The 15273-nt window shown below is 67.6% G+C and carries 15 protein-coding genes and 1 tRNA gene; 8 read left to right on the forward strand and 8 right to left on the reverse strand.

From position 1 onward, the window contains the following. Positions 1–662 precede the first annotated feature (662 nt). A complete protein-coding gene (locus ABGB08_RS11915; RefSeq protein WP_347589366.1) occupies positions 663–1199 on the forward strand; it encodes a winged helix-turn-helix domain-containing protein in 537 nt (178 codons plus the stop codon). Positions 1200–1207: 8 nt separating this feature from the next. On the opposite strand, the gene ABGB08_RS11920 is transcribed toward ABGB08_RS11915, so the two are convergent. The 6 genes from ABGB08_RS11920 to ABGB08_RS11945 all read right to left on the reverse strand — a co-directional run bounded on the left by ABGB08_RS11920 (position 1208) and on the right by ABGB08_RS11945 (position 6743). Next, entirely contained in the window at positions 1208–1465 is a 258-nt protein-coding gene (locus ABGB08_RS11920) for a hypothetical protein (RefSeq protein ID WP_347589368.1), read from the reverse strand. Positions 1466–1575: 110 nt separating this feature from the next. Further along, positions 1576–2349: a hypothetical protein gene (locus ABGB08_RS11925; protein ID WP_347589370.1), complete on the reverse strand. Its 774-nt coding sequence runs from the start codon at positions 2347–2349 to the stop codon at positions 1576–1578. Continuing rightward, a complete protein-coding gene (locus tag ABGB08_RS11930; RefSeq protein ID WP_347589372.1) occupies positions 2342–3220 on the reverse strand; it encodes a hypothetical protein in 879 nt (292 codons plus the stop codon). The genes ABGB08_RS11925 and ABGB08_RS11930 overlap by 8 nt, the downstream gene beginning before the upstream one ends. 183 nt (positions 3221–3403) lie before the next feature. Beyond that, entirely contained in the window at positions 3404–5533 is a 2130-nt protein-coding gene (locus tag ABGB08_RS11935; protein WP_347589374.1) for an FtsX-like permease family protein, read from the reverse strand. After that, a complete protein-coding gene (locus ABGB08_RS11940; RefSeq protein WP_347589565.1) occupies positions 5533–6219 on the reverse strand; it encodes an ABC transporter ATP-binding protein in 687 nt (228 codons plus the stop codon). Before ABGB08_RS11940 ends, ABGB08_RS11935 begins: the two co-directional genes overlap by 1 nt. Then, the gene (locus tag ABGB08_RS11945) at positions 6219–6743 is read right to left on the reverse strand and encodes a PadR family transcriptional regulator (RefSeq protein ID WP_347589376.1); all 525 of its coding nucleotides are present in this window, start codon (positions 6741–6743) and stop codon (positions 6219–6221) included. The genes ABGB08_RS11940 and ABGB08_RS11945 overlap by 1 nt, the downstream gene beginning before the upstream one ends. 260 nt (positions 6744–7003) lie before the next feature. Between ABGB08_RS11945 and ABGB08_RS11950 the strand changes: the two genes are divergently transcribed. The 4 genes from ABGB08_RS11950 (at position 7004) to ABGB08_RS11965 (ending at position 9860) form a co-directional block, all read left to right on the forward strand. Beyond that, positions 7004–7798 carry a metalloregulator ArsR/SmtB family transcription factor gene (locus ABGB08_RS11950; protein ID WP_347589378.1) on the forward strand — a complete coding sequence of 265 codons (795 nt, stop codon included), beginning with the start codon at positions 7004–7006 and terminating at the stop codon, positions 7796–7798. Between the two features lie 112 nt (positions 7799–7910). Next, positions 7911–8429: a helix-turn-helix domain-containing protein gene (locus ABGB08_RS11955; protein ID WP_347589380.1), complete on the forward strand. Its 519-nt coding sequence runs from the start codon at positions 7911–7913 to the stop codon at positions 8427–8429. After that, positions 8335–8808 (forward strand): hypothetical protein, encoded by a 474-nt coding sequence (locus tag ABGB08_RS11960; RefSeq protein WP_347589382.1) that lies wholly within the window; start codon positions 8335–8337, stop codon positions 8806–8808. Before ABGB08_RS11955 ends, ABGB08_RS11960 begins: the two co-directional genes overlap by 95 nt. Before the next feature lie 104 nt (positions 8809–8912). Then, a complete protein-coding gene (locus ABGB08_RS11965; RefSeq protein ID WP_347589384.1) occupies positions 8913–9860 on the forward strand; it encodes a hypothetical protein in 948 nt (315 codons plus the stop codon). Between the two features lie 7 nt (positions 9861–9867). On the opposite strand, the gene ABGB08_RS11970 is transcribed toward ABGB08_RS11965, so the two are convergent. Further along, entirely contained in the window at positions 9868–10428 is a 561-nt protein-coding gene (locus ABGB08_RS11970) for a helix-turn-helix domain-containing protein (protein WP_347589386.1), read from the reverse strand. Between the two features lie 92 nt (positions 10429–10520). On the opposite strand from ABGB08_RS11970, the gene ABGB08_RS11975 reads away from it, so the two are divergent. Both ABGB08_RS11975 and ABGB08_RS11980 read left to right on the forward strand, forming a co-directional pair. Continuing rightward, complete coding sequence (locus tag ABGB08_RS11975) at positions 10521–11411, forward strand: alpha/beta fold hydrolase (RefSeq protein WP_347589388.1); 891 nt, start codon at positions 10521–10523, stop codon at positions 11409–11411. Between the two features lie 236 nt (positions 11412–11647). Next, the gene (locus tag ABGB08_RS11980; protein WP_347589390.1) at positions 11648–12025 is read left to right on the forward strand and encodes a hypothetical protein; all 378 of its coding nucleotides are present in this window, start codon (positions 11648–11650) and stop codon (positions 12023–12025) included. A 129-nt stretch (positions 12026–12154) separates the two neighbouring features. Here the strand turns inward: ABGB08_RS11980 and ABGB08_RS11985 are convergent. Further along, positions 12155–12230, reverse strand: a tRNA-Arg gene (locus tag ABGB08_RS11985). 701 nt (positions 12231–12931) lie between these two features. Here ABGB08_RS11985 and ABGB08_RS11990 point away from each other — a divergent pair. Further along, positions 12932–15256 (forward strand): ThuA domain-containing protein, encoded by a 2325-nt coding sequence (locus ABGB08_RS11990; protein ID WP_347589392.1) that lies wholly within the window; start codon positions 12932–12934, stop codon positions 15254–15256. Positions 15257–15273: the final 17 nt, after the last annotated feature.

Genomic DNA, 15273 nt, shown 5'->3' on the forward strand with positions numbered 1-15273 from the left:
CAGCTACCGCATCCGCTGCGCCGTCGTGCTCTTTGTGTGGCGAACGTGGATGGAAGTACGCCACTCGCCGCCGGGCGGTCATTGCCGTGCACGGCGGGGATGGCGCCTCAGTGCCCTCCCGTATGCGGGTCGCCTGCCTCGGATGCCCGGACGAACATGCGACCCGAACGCTCGGCGCGTGATCGCCATGGCCGAGCACTCACAGGATTTTCGGGTCTGGCCAGCGCCGCTGACCGATGCCGGTGGGGACGCCGCCCGGGAAGCAGCCGGAGCGTTACGGGTGGAACTGTCCAAGCAGTACGGGATCACCGGTCACGTGCATGCCGGGTTCGGGGTCGCGTTCGTGTCGGTGAAGATGGGTCTCTGGTCTGGAGCGACGGCTACGGGTTCTGGTGGGCGTCGGGGCGGCCGTCCAAACCGTGGGATCCGGACTACGCCTTCCACGACGCCCGGGACATCGTGACAGCGGCCCGGCGGGTGGCTCTTCGGTTTGAGGCGGTACGGCTCCAGCATCCGGACGCTCATTGATCCGGTTTCCCGCCGGGGCGGCGCTGGCGTTCCGTTGAACGACGGCGACGGAGGGGGTCGCCCATTGCTTGCAGATCTTCTTGTCAGGTATCGCGATTTCGGGCTGAGGGGGCAGGCCGGGGATGGGACTGATCGTGTCCGTATCGTTCGGGCGTGTTCAAGAGGCTGTTGCTCCGGGGGCGGTGGAGCTGGATCGCACGGGACCAGTTCCGCTGTATCGGCAGATCGCGCGCATACTCCGGGAGCGGATCACCAGCCGCGAGCTGATGGATGACGACGCACTTCCGAGCGTGCCCGAGTTGGTGAAGTGGTTCGGGGTGGCCGCCAAGACCGCCGGTAAGGCGTTGCGGGTCCTCCGACATGAGAATGTGGCGTACCTGGCGCCTGGTTGCGGGACCTTCGTCGGCCGGTGGTATCCGGGTCGGCCGCTTCCCCGGACCCGTCATCCTCACCGGATAACCCTCTATCAGATGATCGCCGACGAGGTCATGGAGAACATTCGTGAGGGGAGCTATCTGCCTCATGAGGCGCTGCCCAGCGAGGCCCAGATGATGCGGATGCACCACGTGAGCAGGGGGACCGTTCGCCGTGCGCTGGCGTTCCTTCGCCTGCTGGGGTGGGTGTACACCGTGCCCTGTATTGGGTCCTTCCCGGTGGATGAGGAGGAGTAGGGCTTTCTCTACTCGAAGCGCACAGCGTCATGCCTGGTGGCGCTGTCGATCAGGGGCAGCGTCAGCGTCGTCATGGCCAAGGCCGCCAGCACACCGCCGCCGAGAAGCGCGGCGAAATTCCAGCCGGGTGCTGCGTACGGCTGCGCCGCGATGATCGAGATCTCCACAGGAGGCACCGACGCCAGCCCGACCGCCAGGAGCACCATGGATACCAAGGGCTTGGTGAAGGCGAGGCTGGGAGCGTTCTCGGGGAAGGGCGAACTCATTGGGCACGTGGCCAATGAGACTGAACACGCCGACGAAGCCGACCACTTACTGCTAGCGCTTGTCCGGCTGACCCTTGCAGCAGGCCCACGGTGCACGGGCGAAGAGCCGTTTATCCACTCAGCGGTTGCCAGTCTGGGCCGTTGAACGGGCGGTACCCAGGAGAAACTTGGCCGGTTAGCTTGACGCATAGCCGCAGATGCCAAGGAACGCTGGCGGTGTTGGCACGCTCGACGGTGAGAGTCAGGGGGCTGGTTGCAAGGACGGTGTGGACATAGCTGAGGAGCACATCCGGCACCCAGCCGAGGGGGTGATCGTCAGTCGAAGTGATGATGAGTGCTTGGTTGTTGACGGGGTTCGTTGGGTCGGGCTTCAACCGGAGCTGATCGCCTGGACGCAGGGTCGAGAGGCGGCTTAGGACTCCAAATTTCGCCATGTGCCGCATGCCGTGCACAAGGAATGTGCAGTGGGTGGAGCCACTAGGGTCGACCGTCGGTTCGGGAAACAGCAGGATGGCATCGCCGGGCCGGACTCCGGACGACCGGCCGAGGATCTCCATTGGGGCGGCGTCTTCGCCGAGGCCGAGAGTTTCGAGATACCGGATGTAGTCCGGGCGCTTGGGGTCCATCACACGCTGCCGGAACAGAGGGAAGAGCTGGGTGGACTCATAGCGACGGTACAGGTCAGGGAAGCCGATGAAGGCCCGGAAATCTTCGACCTGCTCGGCTAGGCGGAGGTAGGAGAAGGCGTAGCCATCATCGTGCTGCTCGAGGGCCCCGACAGCTGAGATAAGGCGGCTAGTTGGGTGCTGCCAAGCAACGATGAGGCGTCGCAAGGTCTGATCCAAAGTATGGGTTCCGAGGCCGGGCAGGGTGACGCTACGCATCGAGCAGCCTCCTTCGGTTGGTCTCCAGCAACTCAACAACAAAGCTACGCGCTACCTCTGACATTTCCGGAGTGGCATGGACGATGCTCGCCCACTCGTGGGAGTCGACTGCGGCGAGCCGGTCTAGCCAGTGATCACGCGCGCTCGCCGATGCCGCACGGAGCGCTGAATGAGCGAACTCTACGAGTGTCTGGCTCATGCCATCTTCATAGCGGTAGGCGCTGTCCCTGCGAGTGGCAAACCAGCCCACGCCGCGGCCGTTGATGATCTCCTCAAGGCGACGTTGGGTGAGATGGTATCCAAGGCAACTGGCGTGGTCGTAGCTCGGCGACAGACTGGGCGGACCGCCGCCCAGAGGGCCACGCAGAACAGCCCAGTTCTCCGAGTGGCGGTCTCGGTTGGCGATCCAGGCATCGAAGACGACGTAGCCGGCGAAGACATCGAAGGCGTTGAATCCGGCAGGGAGGCGGGTCCAGCCGAGGGGAGCGCAGTATCCGTCGAGGACACGCTGGATGTTGTCGAGCGTATGGCCATGATGCCCTCCCCTCGGGGTCGGGTCGTAACCAGGGACGATCTCGCTGAGCAAGACCGTTCCAGGCTGCATCTCCCATCCCGGCGGCACCAGGTTGAGCGAGATGCAGCCCGGAGTGCCCAGCCGTTGGGCCATTTCGATGGCAGCAGCGGGAACTCCTAGCCGACGCGCGAGCTCGGAAGTGATCTTCTCTGCCCAGTTCTCTCCCTGTACTGGATCAAGATTTCGTTCGGCCCAGTTCTGGTGTCGCGTCACCGGCTTGTATAGCCACAGCTCGCTTGTTGCGGGATCCGCTAGCCAGACCTTCTCATCCATACCGGCGGCCTCGAAGGCGACCACCTCCCACTCCGTTACGTCTACGATCGGGAAATGAGGTGCGGCCACTGTCCCACGGTAGGGCCTACCGGGAGACGACGCTGAGGATCCCGCATGCGCCAGCCTTGGCTCTGCGGTAGTGAGGTTGCTGCGAGCCAGACTCTGACTTGAGGGAGAGCAGTGGTCCGCTTTGTCTGAGGGCCTTCTCTACTCGAAGCGCACGGCGTCATGCCTGGTGGCGCTATCGATCAGGGGTAGCGTCAGCGTCGTCATGGCCAAGGCCGCCAGTACGCCGCCGCCGAGGAGCGCGGCGAAATCCCAGCCGGGCGCTGCGTACGGCTGCGCCGCGATGATCGAGATCGCCACCGGAGGCACCGACGCCAGCCCGACCGCCAGGAGCACCATGGATACCAGGGGCACGGTCGTCTCCAGCAGCGCGATGCGGCGCAGCTCGCCGAGGCCGAGCCCGGCGGCACGGAGTAGCGCGAAGGGTCGGCGCCGTTCGGTCAGCCCGCCGATGAGAGAGATCGTCAGGCTGCAGCCCGCCACCAGGAGGACGAAGAGCATGACGACGCGCATCCCGGTGCCTATATCGGAGAAGACGCGGAACTCGACGGTCTGGCGGAAGACGTCACGGCTGGTGCTGACGATCGCCCGCGGCAGCAGGGACGATGCCTGCGTACGGATGCGTTCCTCGGCGGCGACGCTGCCGTCGGTCTGCACGTAGAGGGCGTGCACCGGCAGGCCGGCGGCATCGGGCCCGGGCTCGACCACCCGCCCACCCGTGACCCACATCCCCATGGCGGCGGTGTCGGGCATCTGGAATTCCGACGGCAGCGGGCAGGTCACGCGGACGACCCGGGCTAGCTCGGCACAGGCCACGGCAACACCGCCGCCAGGTACGGCACCTGCCACGACCACCCCGCTGGACATCAGCGGTGCCAGCGCGGTGGCGGGCTGGCCGCCCGCGTAGATCTCCACCACGCCGGGACGAAGCCGTAAATCGGACGACACGCCAGGCGCCCCAGTGGAACCGATACCGGAGAAGCTGGCCACCAACGTGGTGACGAACACAGCCACGGCGACACCGCCGACCGACCGGTAGGCCGCCCATGGGTCACCCGCAATGCGCCGTGCCGCGATGAGGGTGGTGGCACGTCGGCCGTACCGGACCATGGCCCGGCCGACGACCAGGCACGCCCACGGCCCGATCACGACGGCACCTGTCAGGCTGCACAGCAGCAGGGCGGGCATGACCCAGTCGTTCGCGGCCATGAGGTCGGGCCGGTAGCGCAGCACGACGGCGTCGACGGCAAACCCGGCGACACCCACCACCAACGGCAGCGCCCGCCAGGCCGTGGGCGGCCTCCGGGGTACGCGGCTGCCGACTCTCAGCGGCGTGATCTGCACCCGGCGCAGCGAGAGGACCGTGGTGAGCGTCGCCAACACCGGCACACCGGCAAGGACGACGATCAGCTGGTCGAGCGGTACGACGAGGTCGGCGGGGAAGAAGTGACCTCCCTGATAGCCGCCGTATTCCACGATGTTCGCCAGGATCGGCCGCGCCGTCAGATAGCCCAGCAATCCGGCGATGGTGCCGACCACGGCGCCCACCCCGGTCTCCGCGGCTGCCATCGCCGCGGTCTGCAGCCTGGTCGCCCCGACCATGCGCATCGTGGCGAGGCGCTGCTCGTGGCGGGCGGCGGCCAGCCTGGCGACCATGATCATGAAGACCAGGATCGGGAAGAGCATGAGGATCGTCGCCAGCATGACGCCGGCTTTGAGAAACTCGAGGAGGTCGAGAGACTGCGTCTCTATTCCGTGCACCACCTGGGCTCCGCCGAGCCGGCGCAGTTCCTCGGGCGTATGGCCGATAACCGCCACGAGGTGGTCGGGATGGCGGAGCCCAGCAGCACCGATGGTCATGGTGACCCGGCCGGGGATACGGTCGTCGAGTTGATCGTCCGGCGTGGCCGCGAGAAGGTCACGCATCGCGGGTGAGACGGCGACCTCGCCCGGCGATGGCAGCCGATCCAGTCCTGGCGGGACAGGGGGACGCGACCCAAGCGCCGCCACATGGACGCGGTGCAGTGGCCTGTCCGCGTAATGATCGCTGACCGCGAGCCACAGCGCCGGATCGGGCGCCGTCGCCTCGGTCGAGGCCTCCGTGTCCTGCCACGCCGACCTTTCCAACCGCCCCTGGAGCGCGGACTGGCCGGCCAGACCGAACAGGAGCAGCATGACCCCGGCAGCGACGCCGACAGCCGTCAGCACCAGCCCGGGCAGGCTCCTTCGCCCGCCGGTAAGCGCCATCCTTAACCCGAGCAGCGCACTCATCACACGGCCTCCCATTCCCTGGCGGGGTGGACGACCCGCCCGTCTCGTACGGTGACCGTCCGATCGGCATAGGCGGCGACCCGCGGTTCGTGGGTCACCATGAGCACGCAGGTGCCCTGCGCCCGAACCTCGTCCATCAGCACCTCCATGACCTGGTCAGCGGCCACAGAGTCCAGCGCCCCGGTCGGCTCATCGGCGAACAGCACCCGGGGACCCGCGATCAGCGCCCGGGCGATCGCCACCCGCTGCGCCTGCCCTCCCGACAGGTCGCCGGGCAGCCGGTCGTGGAGCCCGTCCAGACCCAGTCGCGGCAGCCAATCCCGGGCAGCGGAGAGCGCGGCCCGGCGGCGGTCCCCGGCCAGCAGCAGCGGCAGCGCGATGTTCTCCGCCACCGGCAGCTCGGCCACCAGCTGCCCGAACTGGAAGACGAAACCGAAGATCGTCCGTCGCAGCCGGGTGCGCCGGTGGTCACCGAGCAGGTCGATCCGCATGCCGTCGAGGCTCACCTCGCCGGAGTCGGGGGTGAGAATGCCCGCCAGGCACTGGAGCAGCGTCGACTTGCCGGATCCGCTGGGGCCCATGACCGCCAGCACCTCCCCGGCACTCACCGAGAGGTTGGCGCCGCGCAATGCGTGGGTGAGGCCGAAACTCTTGTGCAGGTCGCGGCAGGCCAGCGCGTCCATCATCATCGCACCTCCGCTGCGAGCGCGCCCAGACGACCCGCCGCGTGGTCGATCCAGCGCAGGTCGGCCTCGATGTGAAAGAGCTGGTAGTCGGCGAGCAGCGCGGCGTGCGTCTCCGTCGCCTCGCGCCGCAGCTTGGTCAGCTCACGCATTCTGGCCATGTGGCGCTCCCGCTGAGCGTCGAGAAACTCCTCGGCGGAGCGGCCGGAGATCAGCGCCAGCACAACCTTGGTGAACAGCACGTTCTGGAGCTGGGGCTGCGGATCCTCCGGCTCGGCCAGCCAGCGGTCCAAATCGGCCACACCATCCGGAGTGATCGCATACCGCTTGCGGTCCGGTCCCGCGCCGGGTTCCACACCGACGACCTCGGCCCGCCCATCGCGTACCAACTGGGCGAGGATGCGGTAGATCTGGCCGAACCGGATCGGCTTGGCATCGCCGAATCGGCGGTCGTAGGACTGCTTCAGGTCATAGCCGTGGCGAGCGTTCTCTTCGATCAGCCCCAGCAGCGTGTACGGAACGGACATGTCGACGACTATACCTGGCGAGTATACTCATTGGGTAGAGTTCTTTCCGTGCCGGACGAGGACGGTCGGCACAGATCGCCCAGCTATCGCGAAGTGTCTTCGGAGGCTGTTGGGTGTGCGCGCACCTGCAAGGCCGTGCCGAGGATGATCAGCTCCCGCATCCGCCCGCGCGTCTTGACAGGCAGCCATTTGGCTGCCTAAATTAAAGGTAGCCGAAAGGCTGCATATCGACACGCGGCAACCTGGGTACGGGGGCGAGCATGGACGAGGTGTTCAAGGCGCTGGCCGATCCGAGTCGGCGCGCGCTGCTCGACTCGCTCAACGCCCGCAATGGGCAGACGCTGCGCGAGCTGTGCGCCGGACTCGACATGGCCAGGCAGTCCGTCAGCAAGCACCTCGCGGTGTTGGAGGAGGCCGGGCTCGTCGCCACCGTGCGGCGGGGCCGGGAGAAGCTGCACTACCTCAACGCCGCGCCCGTGCACGAGATCGCCCATCGGTGGATCAGCCGCTACGACCAGGCCAGGGTCCAAGCCCTGGCGGACCTGAAACTCGCCCTGGAGGAGACCTCGATGGACGCGCCGACCTTCGTCTACACCACCTACATCCGCACCACCCCGCAGAAGCTCTGGCAGGCGCTGACCGAGCCCGCCTTCACCCGCCGCTACTGGGCCACGGAGTTCACTACGGACTGGTCCGTCGGCTCGCCGATGACCTGGGACAACCACGGCGTGCTGATCAGCGACCCGGAGCAGGTCGTGCTGGAGGCCGAACCCTACAGTCGGCTCTCCTACACCTGGCACGCCATCACCCCGGAGCTCGCCAAGCGCTTCGGCTGGGACGAGGAACTGCTCACCCGGCTGTCCGGCGAGGCCCGATCGAAGGTCACCTTCACGATTGAGGAGGCCGCCGCGCAGGTCGTGAAGCTCACCGTCATGCACGACGGCTTCGAGCCCGGATCGAGCCTGGCCGAGATGGTCAGCCACGGCTGGCCGAACGTGGTGGCGAGCCTGAAGTCGCTGCTGGAGACCGGCGAACCGCTGCCGGAAGATGCCTGACCTCCCCGATCAGGACTCGATGACACCGCGAGGTGCCGCCAGGCCGGGCCTGCCGTGCCTATCACTGGCAGAGTGTGGCTGGGTCGCGAACCGGCCGCGAATACTGTGAGCCATGAACACGAGACGACAGCTCGGGGAGTTCCTTCAAACAAGGCGCTCTCAGCTGCGACCTGAGGACGTGGGGGTGGCCACGTACGGTGGCCAACGCCGAGTCCCCGGGCTGCGTCGAGAGGAACTGGCGCTGCTGGCCGGGGTGAGCGCGTCATACTACTCACGGCTGGAGCAGGGTCAGGCCTCCAATGCCTCGCCCGAGGTACTGGATGCGCTGGCCCGGGCGCTGCGCCTGGACGATGCGGAGCGTCGGCACCTGCATGAACTGGCCTCCGGCGGCCGCCGCCGGGGCGCCGGGCGCCGACCAGTCCCCGAACGGGTCAGCCCGGTGACACGTCAGCTGATCACGGTGCTCGGCGATGTGCCTATGGTGGTGCTCGGCCGGCGCAGCGATGTGCTGGCGTGGAACACCCTGGGGCCATGCCTTGTACGCCGGCCATCTGGACCCGGACGGCCCGGACGCACCGCGGCAGCGGCCCAACATGGCGCGCCTGGTGTTTTTGGACGCGCACACCCGTGACCTGTACGCCGACTGGGCCGCCAAAGCACAGGGCGTGGTGGCGACCCTGCGGATGGCCTCCGGGCGCCACCCGGACGACCCGCTGCTGGCCGCGCTAATCGGGGAGTTGACGGTCAAGAGCCCGGAGTTCGCCGCGATGTGGGCCGACCACCGCGTCAAGACCGGCGGCGACGCGATCTACGAGATGCGGCACCCGCTGGTGGGCACCATGCGGGTGACCCAGCAGACGCTGCGGACCGCCGACGACCAGGCGGTGGTCGTCGCGACCACCGAACCCGGCTCGCCCTCGCACTCCGCGATGACGCTGCTCGTCCACAGCGTGGTCACCGGGCGTGCCTCCGCTCAGGGCCCTCGGCGCGATGCGCCGACGCGGAAATGACCGGCTGACTCCTTCCCCACGTTTCCCAGACGCTCCGAACGGAGCGTCCCATCTCGCGCGCCCACGAACTCCACGTTCGCGAAGCCATGCAGAAAGGACCAGGAATGCGCAACAGAATGCTCACCCTCGCGGTCGCCGCCGGAATCGGACTGGTGACCGTACCGACGTCGAACGCGGCGCAGGCCCGCCCGTCGGTGACATCACGGATCGCGGTGCACTTCGACCTGGCCAAGGGGCAACTGCCGGAAAATGTTGCGCTCGGTCCGGACGGTACGGCGTACGTCACCTTCGCGAGCGCCCGCCAGGTTGCCGCGATCAGCCCGGCCGGCGCCATTCGGATCCTGGCGACCCTCCCCGCGCCCGCCGACGGTGGTGCCGACACTCCTGCTCTCGGGTTCGCGCTCACCACGGGTATCGTCCGTACCGCCGACGGCACGCTGTACTTCCTGTACGCCAGTGGCGACGCCGCGACCACCGGCCTCTACCGGCTGCGTCCGGGGCAGCAGCCACGGCGCATCGCCGCGCTGCCGGCCACCGGGCTGCCCAACGGCCTGGCGTACGACGAACCGGCGAAGACCTTCTACCTCACCGACTCGGTTCTCGGTTCCATCTCCACGGTGCCCCTCAACGGCGGCAACGCCAGGGTCTGGTCGTCGGCACCTGAACTCGCCGCAACCGGATTCCTCGGTGCCAACGGCATCAAGGTACGGCATGGCGCGGTCTGGGCCACCAATCTCGACCTGGGCACCCTGCTGCGGATCCCGATCAGGCAAGGCCGCCCCGGACCCGTACAGGTCAAGGCCGCCGGGCTGGCCGGTATCGACGACATCGCCTTCGCCGGAACCCGGGACGACCAGGTCATCGCGACCCTCAACGCGCCGAACAAGGTGGTACGAATCGATGCGGACGGCCACGCCATCACGCTTCTCACCGCCGGACTCCAGAACCCCACGTCGGTAGCCGTACGCGGCCGGACCCTCTACGTGCTCAGCGCCGCCTACCTCACCGCCACCGACCCCAACCTGGTGCTGGCCACCCTGCCGCGCCGCTGACCCCTGGTCACTCGGCAACGCTCGCCGGCCGAGGCTCCGTTGCACTCTTGTCCGGCAGGACGACGAGGCTGACGATGCGACGTGTGCGGCCGTCACCCGGGGCATGACCGACCCGGGCGACGACCGCCCGCTCGATCTCCTCGATCATCGCCGCGAATTCGTCGTCGGACAGGTACACCGCCGCCTGCCGGTAGACCACGCCGTCCGAGGTGGGATCGGCGTCTTCGAGCCCGAGGTAGCGCTCGAAATCCGTCAGCAACGAGGCGACGAACGCGGTGAACGCCCGTCTGTGGTCATCCTGCGTCATGGCCGCCCGCGCCGCCGGGTCGACCACCGCCTTCTCCGCGCGAACCCGGTAACTGCGCACCATGATGCCGCGCACGCGTGTCTCGCCCGCCACCTCCAGCACCCCCGCGTCGGTCAACAGGGCGATGTGCCGGTACATCGTCGCCGGCGCGATGTCGGGCAAGCGGTCTCGTAGCTGGGTGGTGGTCAGCGGATCGGCGTCGAACAGCGCTTGCAGGATGCGCATCCGTACGGGGTGCAGGAGAAGATCTGCGGTTGCCATAGGCGAATTATCTCACATACGATAAAGTTCTCAATATTGAGAACTTCCCCAAAAATGAGAGACATGGTGAGCGAGGCATGCGGGATGTCGACATGACAGCCATCGCAGCCGACGGACTGCCGCTGGCCGGCACGTTGACCCTGCCCGCGGGGCCTGGCCCGCACCCGGCCGTCCTGCTCCTGCAGGGATCCGGCCGGCTGGACCGCGACGCCAACACCGACCGGCTCCGCATGGGGCTCGGACCACCGCTGGCCGCAGCGATCGCGGACCATGGGATAGCCACGCTGCGTTATGACCGGCGTGGCGTCGGCGCCACACCCGGCAACTGGCGTGCGACCGGATTCACCGATAACCACCGCGACGCCGCCGCCGCTCTACGCGCCCTGGCCGCACGACCCGACATCCGGGCCGACGCCATCGGCGTGGTCGGGCACAGCGAAGGTGCGATCCACGCCATGTCCCTCGGCACCCACCCCGAGGTCGCAGCGGTAGTGCTGTTGGCCGGGTTCGCCCGCCCGGGTGAGAGCGCCCTGCGCTGGCAGGCCGGCATGCTCGCCCGCGATCTCCCGGCGATCCTGAAACCGCTGATGCCGGCTCTGCGAGCCCTCGCCGCCCGGTACCTGGCTCGGATCAAGACGACCCGCACAGACGTGGCCCGCGTCGCCGGGCTGCCAGTGAATGCGCGGTGGATGCGCGAGCTGCTCATCCATGACCCCCGCCCGGACCTGGCGGCCATCAAGGCCCCCGTCCTGGCGATCACCGGCGGCAAGGACATCCAGGTCGACCCCGCGGACTTGGCGGAGATCCGCAGACTGGTGCCCGGTGAGGTCGAGATCCATCTGATCCCCGACCTCACCCACCTGTTGCGTCGTGACCCCAGCCCCGCCTCGGTGCGCTCTTATCCTCGGCTGCTGCGCCAGCCGATCGACCCCGACCTGCTTACGCAGGTGGCCGCCTGGCTCGCCCACCGACTCCGGCCGTAGGAGATTCGCGCCACAGAACCCATGGATTCTCCCGCACAAAGGAGGAATCCCTGACCTGCTGCTCTCCGGCTCCCGGTCAACCGTTGAGACTTCCTCACCCGATACCCATGAAAGGGAAAGACGTGACCGCCACACCCCCCGCCGGCCAGAAAAGCGGCCTTGCTCTTTTCTTCACTGTCACATTCGCTACGACCTGGGCATTCTGGCTTACCGCGATCGCACTCGGTGGATCGCCAATGAGTTTCCCCACCGTCATCCCCTACCTCCTCGGCGGCTTCGGCCCCGTGATCGGCGCAATCGTGATCCGGGCACGCCGGGCCCGCCTCCGTCAATCCGTCCCTGCCCATACGGTGAGACTCCGGCTCGGCACGCGCCTGTTCTGGGTGCCGCTCCTGCTGGTTCTGGCACCGGCGACCGTCTTGGCCGGTGCCCTGCTCGCACACCTCCTGGGCGACCCCGCGGTGAGCCTGACCGCGGTGAGTTCACCTCTGACGCAAGCACTCATCCTGGCGGTACAGAGCATTGTTGTCATCGCACTGCTCGCCTGGCAGCGGGACAGCAGGGCGGAACCCAGGGTGCACACGGCTCCTCCCGTGCACCAGGTCATCAAATAACTTCGATCTGCCAAAAGATCAGAGGAAGCAGCACGCCTCCAGATCCGCCCGTGATGCAGGAGGGTGCCCTTAGCCACCCAGTTAAACACTTACGCCCCGTTCTCGTGGTCGAGAGCGGGGCGTCTTGGCTGGTGGAGCCTAGGAGATTCGAACTCCTGACATCCACGGCCGCAGCATGTCGTGAACACCTTCTATCGCAAACTCCTGATCCTCCCTCATCCTCCTCGTAACTCTAGGGTGAGAGCACCGTGTCGAGGGTCTCGGGAAAGCTGATCTCGGAGCGATACTCTCCCGCAATCGCCACACCACTACCGTACGCAGTAGCAAACGTGCGGGATCGGGATGGTATCCGCCGGTCGCTGGCGGGCGTGGACGCGGTTGTGGACCAAGCGACCAAGGCGGGCCCACTTCTTGGTTCTGTCGCCCGCTGGGGTGGTGACCCAGACGCAGGCCGCCCATCCCTTCCGGTAGGGGAAGATCGAGCGTTCCTGGCGAACTTGGGTTATCCGCCCCGCCAATGCGTGGACCTGGTCTCGGCGCGGGTCCCTACCCAGGAGCAGTACGAACTCCTGGAACTGCCTGGTGAGTTGCCGATCCTGAGGACCTTCCGCCGGATCCCATGCCGGGCGGGGCCCTCGACCATCTGGGCGTGGACCGGGGCCGCGTACGGCGGATGATCGAACGAAACTTTTAGGTGGAAACTTTCGCCGATGAAAATCACAAGTTCGCATGATCGTTGACAAAGGGGTGGGACGAAGCTCACACTTCCGACATTCATCGCGTTAGGGATTGGGTCGGCACCAGACGCGCGGTGGAGCCCCTGTACGACCCGATAAGAGGAGCGACATGCCGTCCTCTCGCCCACCACGTCCCATCACACGATCGTTAACCACCGCCTTGCTCGCAGTGCCTGTCTTGCTGATCGGCACGCCCGGGGTGGCCGTCGCCGCCGAGACCGGAGCCCCGCCCGTCCTCGACGTGGCCACGCTCTCCCCGGTGGACCCCGTCCTGAACTACAACGGCGTGGCGAACAACGCTTACGTGACCTCCAGCGCCACCGGCACCGGCGGCTGGTTCACCGGCAACGACGTCACGCTGAACCTGTCGGCGACCGACGACGACGCCGTCGCCCTGTTCCGGGTGACCATCGCGGGAAGCACGGTCAACGTGCCGGCCGTGCAGAACGGAACGCGGGGCACGGCCGCGTACGTGATCAGCGGTGACCGCAACAGCAATGTGAGCTATGTCGCCCTCGACGCGGCCGGCAACGCCTCGGCTGCCCGGACGATCACCGTGCGGATCGACACCAAGGTGCCGGTGGCGGCCTGGCCGGGCATCGCCAACGGCAAGGTCGCGCACAGCGCGGTCGCCAGTGCCATCACACCGACCCGTACCGACCCCACCCCCGGCTCGGGCGGCGCGGCGGTGCGGGACATGTGGATCGACGGCGTCTGGACCTATCCGATGCCGCTGGACCTGGCCACCCTCGCCGTCGGCGAGCACACCTGGGCCGTCAACATCGGCGACTCCGCCGGCAACGGTGCCAAGTACACGCTGACCTTCGAGATCATCACCTCGATCCCGGACCTGCGCGCCCTGGTCCAGCGGTACGTGACCGCAGGGAAGGTCTCCGCGCCCAACGGTGCTCGGCTGCTGGCGCTGCTCACCGAGGCCGAAGGCGGCGCCGCCGAGTCGGCGCTGGTCGAGTTCGGCGCGCTGGCCGCGAAGGTGACGCCCGCCGGCTACATGCGGGACTCGCTGGTCAAGGACGCCGCCTACCTGGTGGAGGAACTGCAGGGCGTCGACCACCCCGACGTCGTCACCGGTGTCGCGGTGAGCGCGGGCAAGGGCATGGACCGCTACCCGTTCCGGGCTCCGGGCGAGGCCGTACGGAACAATCGGCCCAAGTTCAAGATCCTGCTGTTCGGGAACCGGCCGGGCGCCTTCCGGCACGAGCACATCCCGCTGACGATGGCGGTGATCCAGGACCTCGGCCGGGCCAACTCCTTCGACGTCGACGTCTGGGACTACCTCAGCCCCGAGGTGTCCGTTCCGGGCAACCCGTTCGAAAGCGCCGAGCGCCTGTCCCAGTACGACGCCCTGGTCGGCGTCTCCAGCGTCGGCAACGACATGTTCAGCACCGCCCGCCCCTCGACGGACAACCCTGCCGTCACCGTCAACGAGCAGGCCGCGCTACAGACCTACATCCGCAACGGCGGCGGCTTCGTCGCCATCCACGGCGCCACCGACTCCATGCACAACTGGGACTGGTATAAGAACCTGGTCGGCGGCGAGTTCGACAACCACGGCTCCAACGCCGGGGGCATCCAGAACACCTGTGGCGGCTGCGTCGTCGGCGAACTGGTCACCGAGGACGGCACCCACCCGGCCACCCGGCACTTCGCCAAGAAGATGACGATCGTGGACGAGCTCTACAACTGGCGGGGATTCCTTCCCCGCGAGAAGGTGCACGTCCTGCAGACGCTGACCGAGTCCACCTACGCGGGCGGCATCGGCAGCAGCGCGGGCCGAATCGAGGGTCCCGACCACCCGATCTCGTGGTGCGCCAACTACGACGGCGGGCGTTCCTTCACCCAGGCGCTCCTGCACAACTGGCAGAACACCGCCGACCCGATCTTCCAGAAGAACATCCTGGAAGGCATCAAGTGGGCCGCCGGCGCGTCCTCCGGGAACTGCTCCACCCACATCGAGATGCGCGGGCTGGTCGCGGCCGGAGTGGCGGACGGGTCCGTCGAGGCCGGTCTGGCCGCCACCCTGAACGGCGCGATCGACGCCTCGTACAACGCGTACCTGGTCAAGGACTACATCGAGGCCATGGAGCAGGCCAAGGTCGTCCGCCGGGAGGTCAAGGCCAACCTGCCCGGGCCCGACAACACCCCGATCCGGGAGCGCGCCAAGGAACTCGCCGAGTGGATGAAGGTGCTCGCCAACGACGCAGTCATCCTGCGCTTCCTGTCCGAGCCGGTGCCGGCCATCCACCGGCCCGGTGACGACGCGGTCTTCGCGGCGCCCGCCGACGGCCAGAACGTCGCCTACCAGTGGCAGGTCAAGGCGCCGGGCTCGGCCGACTGGGCGGACGTGCCCGGCCAGACCTCGTTCGCGATCGCCGTCACCGCGACGCCGGAACTGGCCGGCTCCGAGTATCGGGTCCGCGCGTCGGACCCGACCGGCGAGATCATCTCGCGCTCGGCGGTCCTGCGGGTCAACTGACCCGTCCGTCTCACCGC

The sequence above is a fragment of the Acrocarpospora sp. B8E8 genome (assembly GCF_039871605.1).
GTDB lineage: Bacteria > Actinomycetota > Actinomycetes > Streptosporangiales > Streptosporangiaceae > Acrocarpospora > Acrocarpospora macrocephala.

Excerpts from the sequence above, each read along its gene's own strand:
- ABGB08_RS11920 (WP_347589368.1), bottom strand. The coding sequence starts at position 1,465 with ATGAGTTCGCCCTTCCCCGAGAACGCTCCCAGCCTCGCCTTCACCAAG.
- ABGB08_RS11925 (WP_347589370.1), bottom strand. The coding sequence starts at position 2,349 with ATGCGTAGCGTCACCCTGCCCGGCCTCGGAACCCATACTTTGGATCAG.
- ABGB08_RS11935 (WP_347589374.1), bottom strand. The coding sequence starts at position 5,533 with ATGAGTGCGCTGCTCGGGTTAAGGATGGCGCTTACCGGCGGGCGAAGG.
- ABGB08_RS11940 (WP_347589565.1), bottom strand. The coding sequence starts at position 6,219 with ATGATGGACGCGCTGGCCTGCCGCGACCTGCACAAGAGTTTCGGCCTC.
- ABGB08_RS11945 (WP_347589376.1), bottom strand. The coding sequence starts at position 6,743 with ATGTCCGTTCCGTACACGCTGCTGGGGCTGATCGAAGAGAACGCTCGC.
- ABGB08_RS11950 (WP_347589378.1), top strand. The coding sequence starts at position 7,004 with ATGGACGAGGTGTTCAAGGCGCTGGCCGATCCGAGTCGGCGCGCGCTG.
- ABGB08_RS11955 (WP_347589380.1), top strand. The coding sequence starts at position 7,911 with ATGAACACGAGACGACAGCTCGGGGAGTTCCTTCAAACAAGGCGCTCT.
- ABGB08_RS11965 (WP_347589384.1), top strand. The coding sequence starts at position 8,913 with ATGCGCAACAGAATGCTCACCCTCGCGGTCGCCGCCGGAATCGGACTG.
- ABGB08_RS11970 (WP_347589386.1), bottom strand. The coding sequence starts at position 10,428 with ATGGCAACCGCAGATCTTCTCCTGCACCCCGTACGGATGCGCATCCTG.
- ABGB08_RS11975 (WP_347589388.1), top strand. The coding sequence starts at position 10,521 with ATGACAGCCATCGCAGCCGACGGACTGCCGCTGGCCGGCACGTTGACC.
- ABGB08_RS11980 (WP_347589390.1), top strand. The coding sequence starts at position 11,648 with ATGAGTTTCCCCACCGTCATCCCCTACCTCCTCGGCGGCTTCGGCCCC.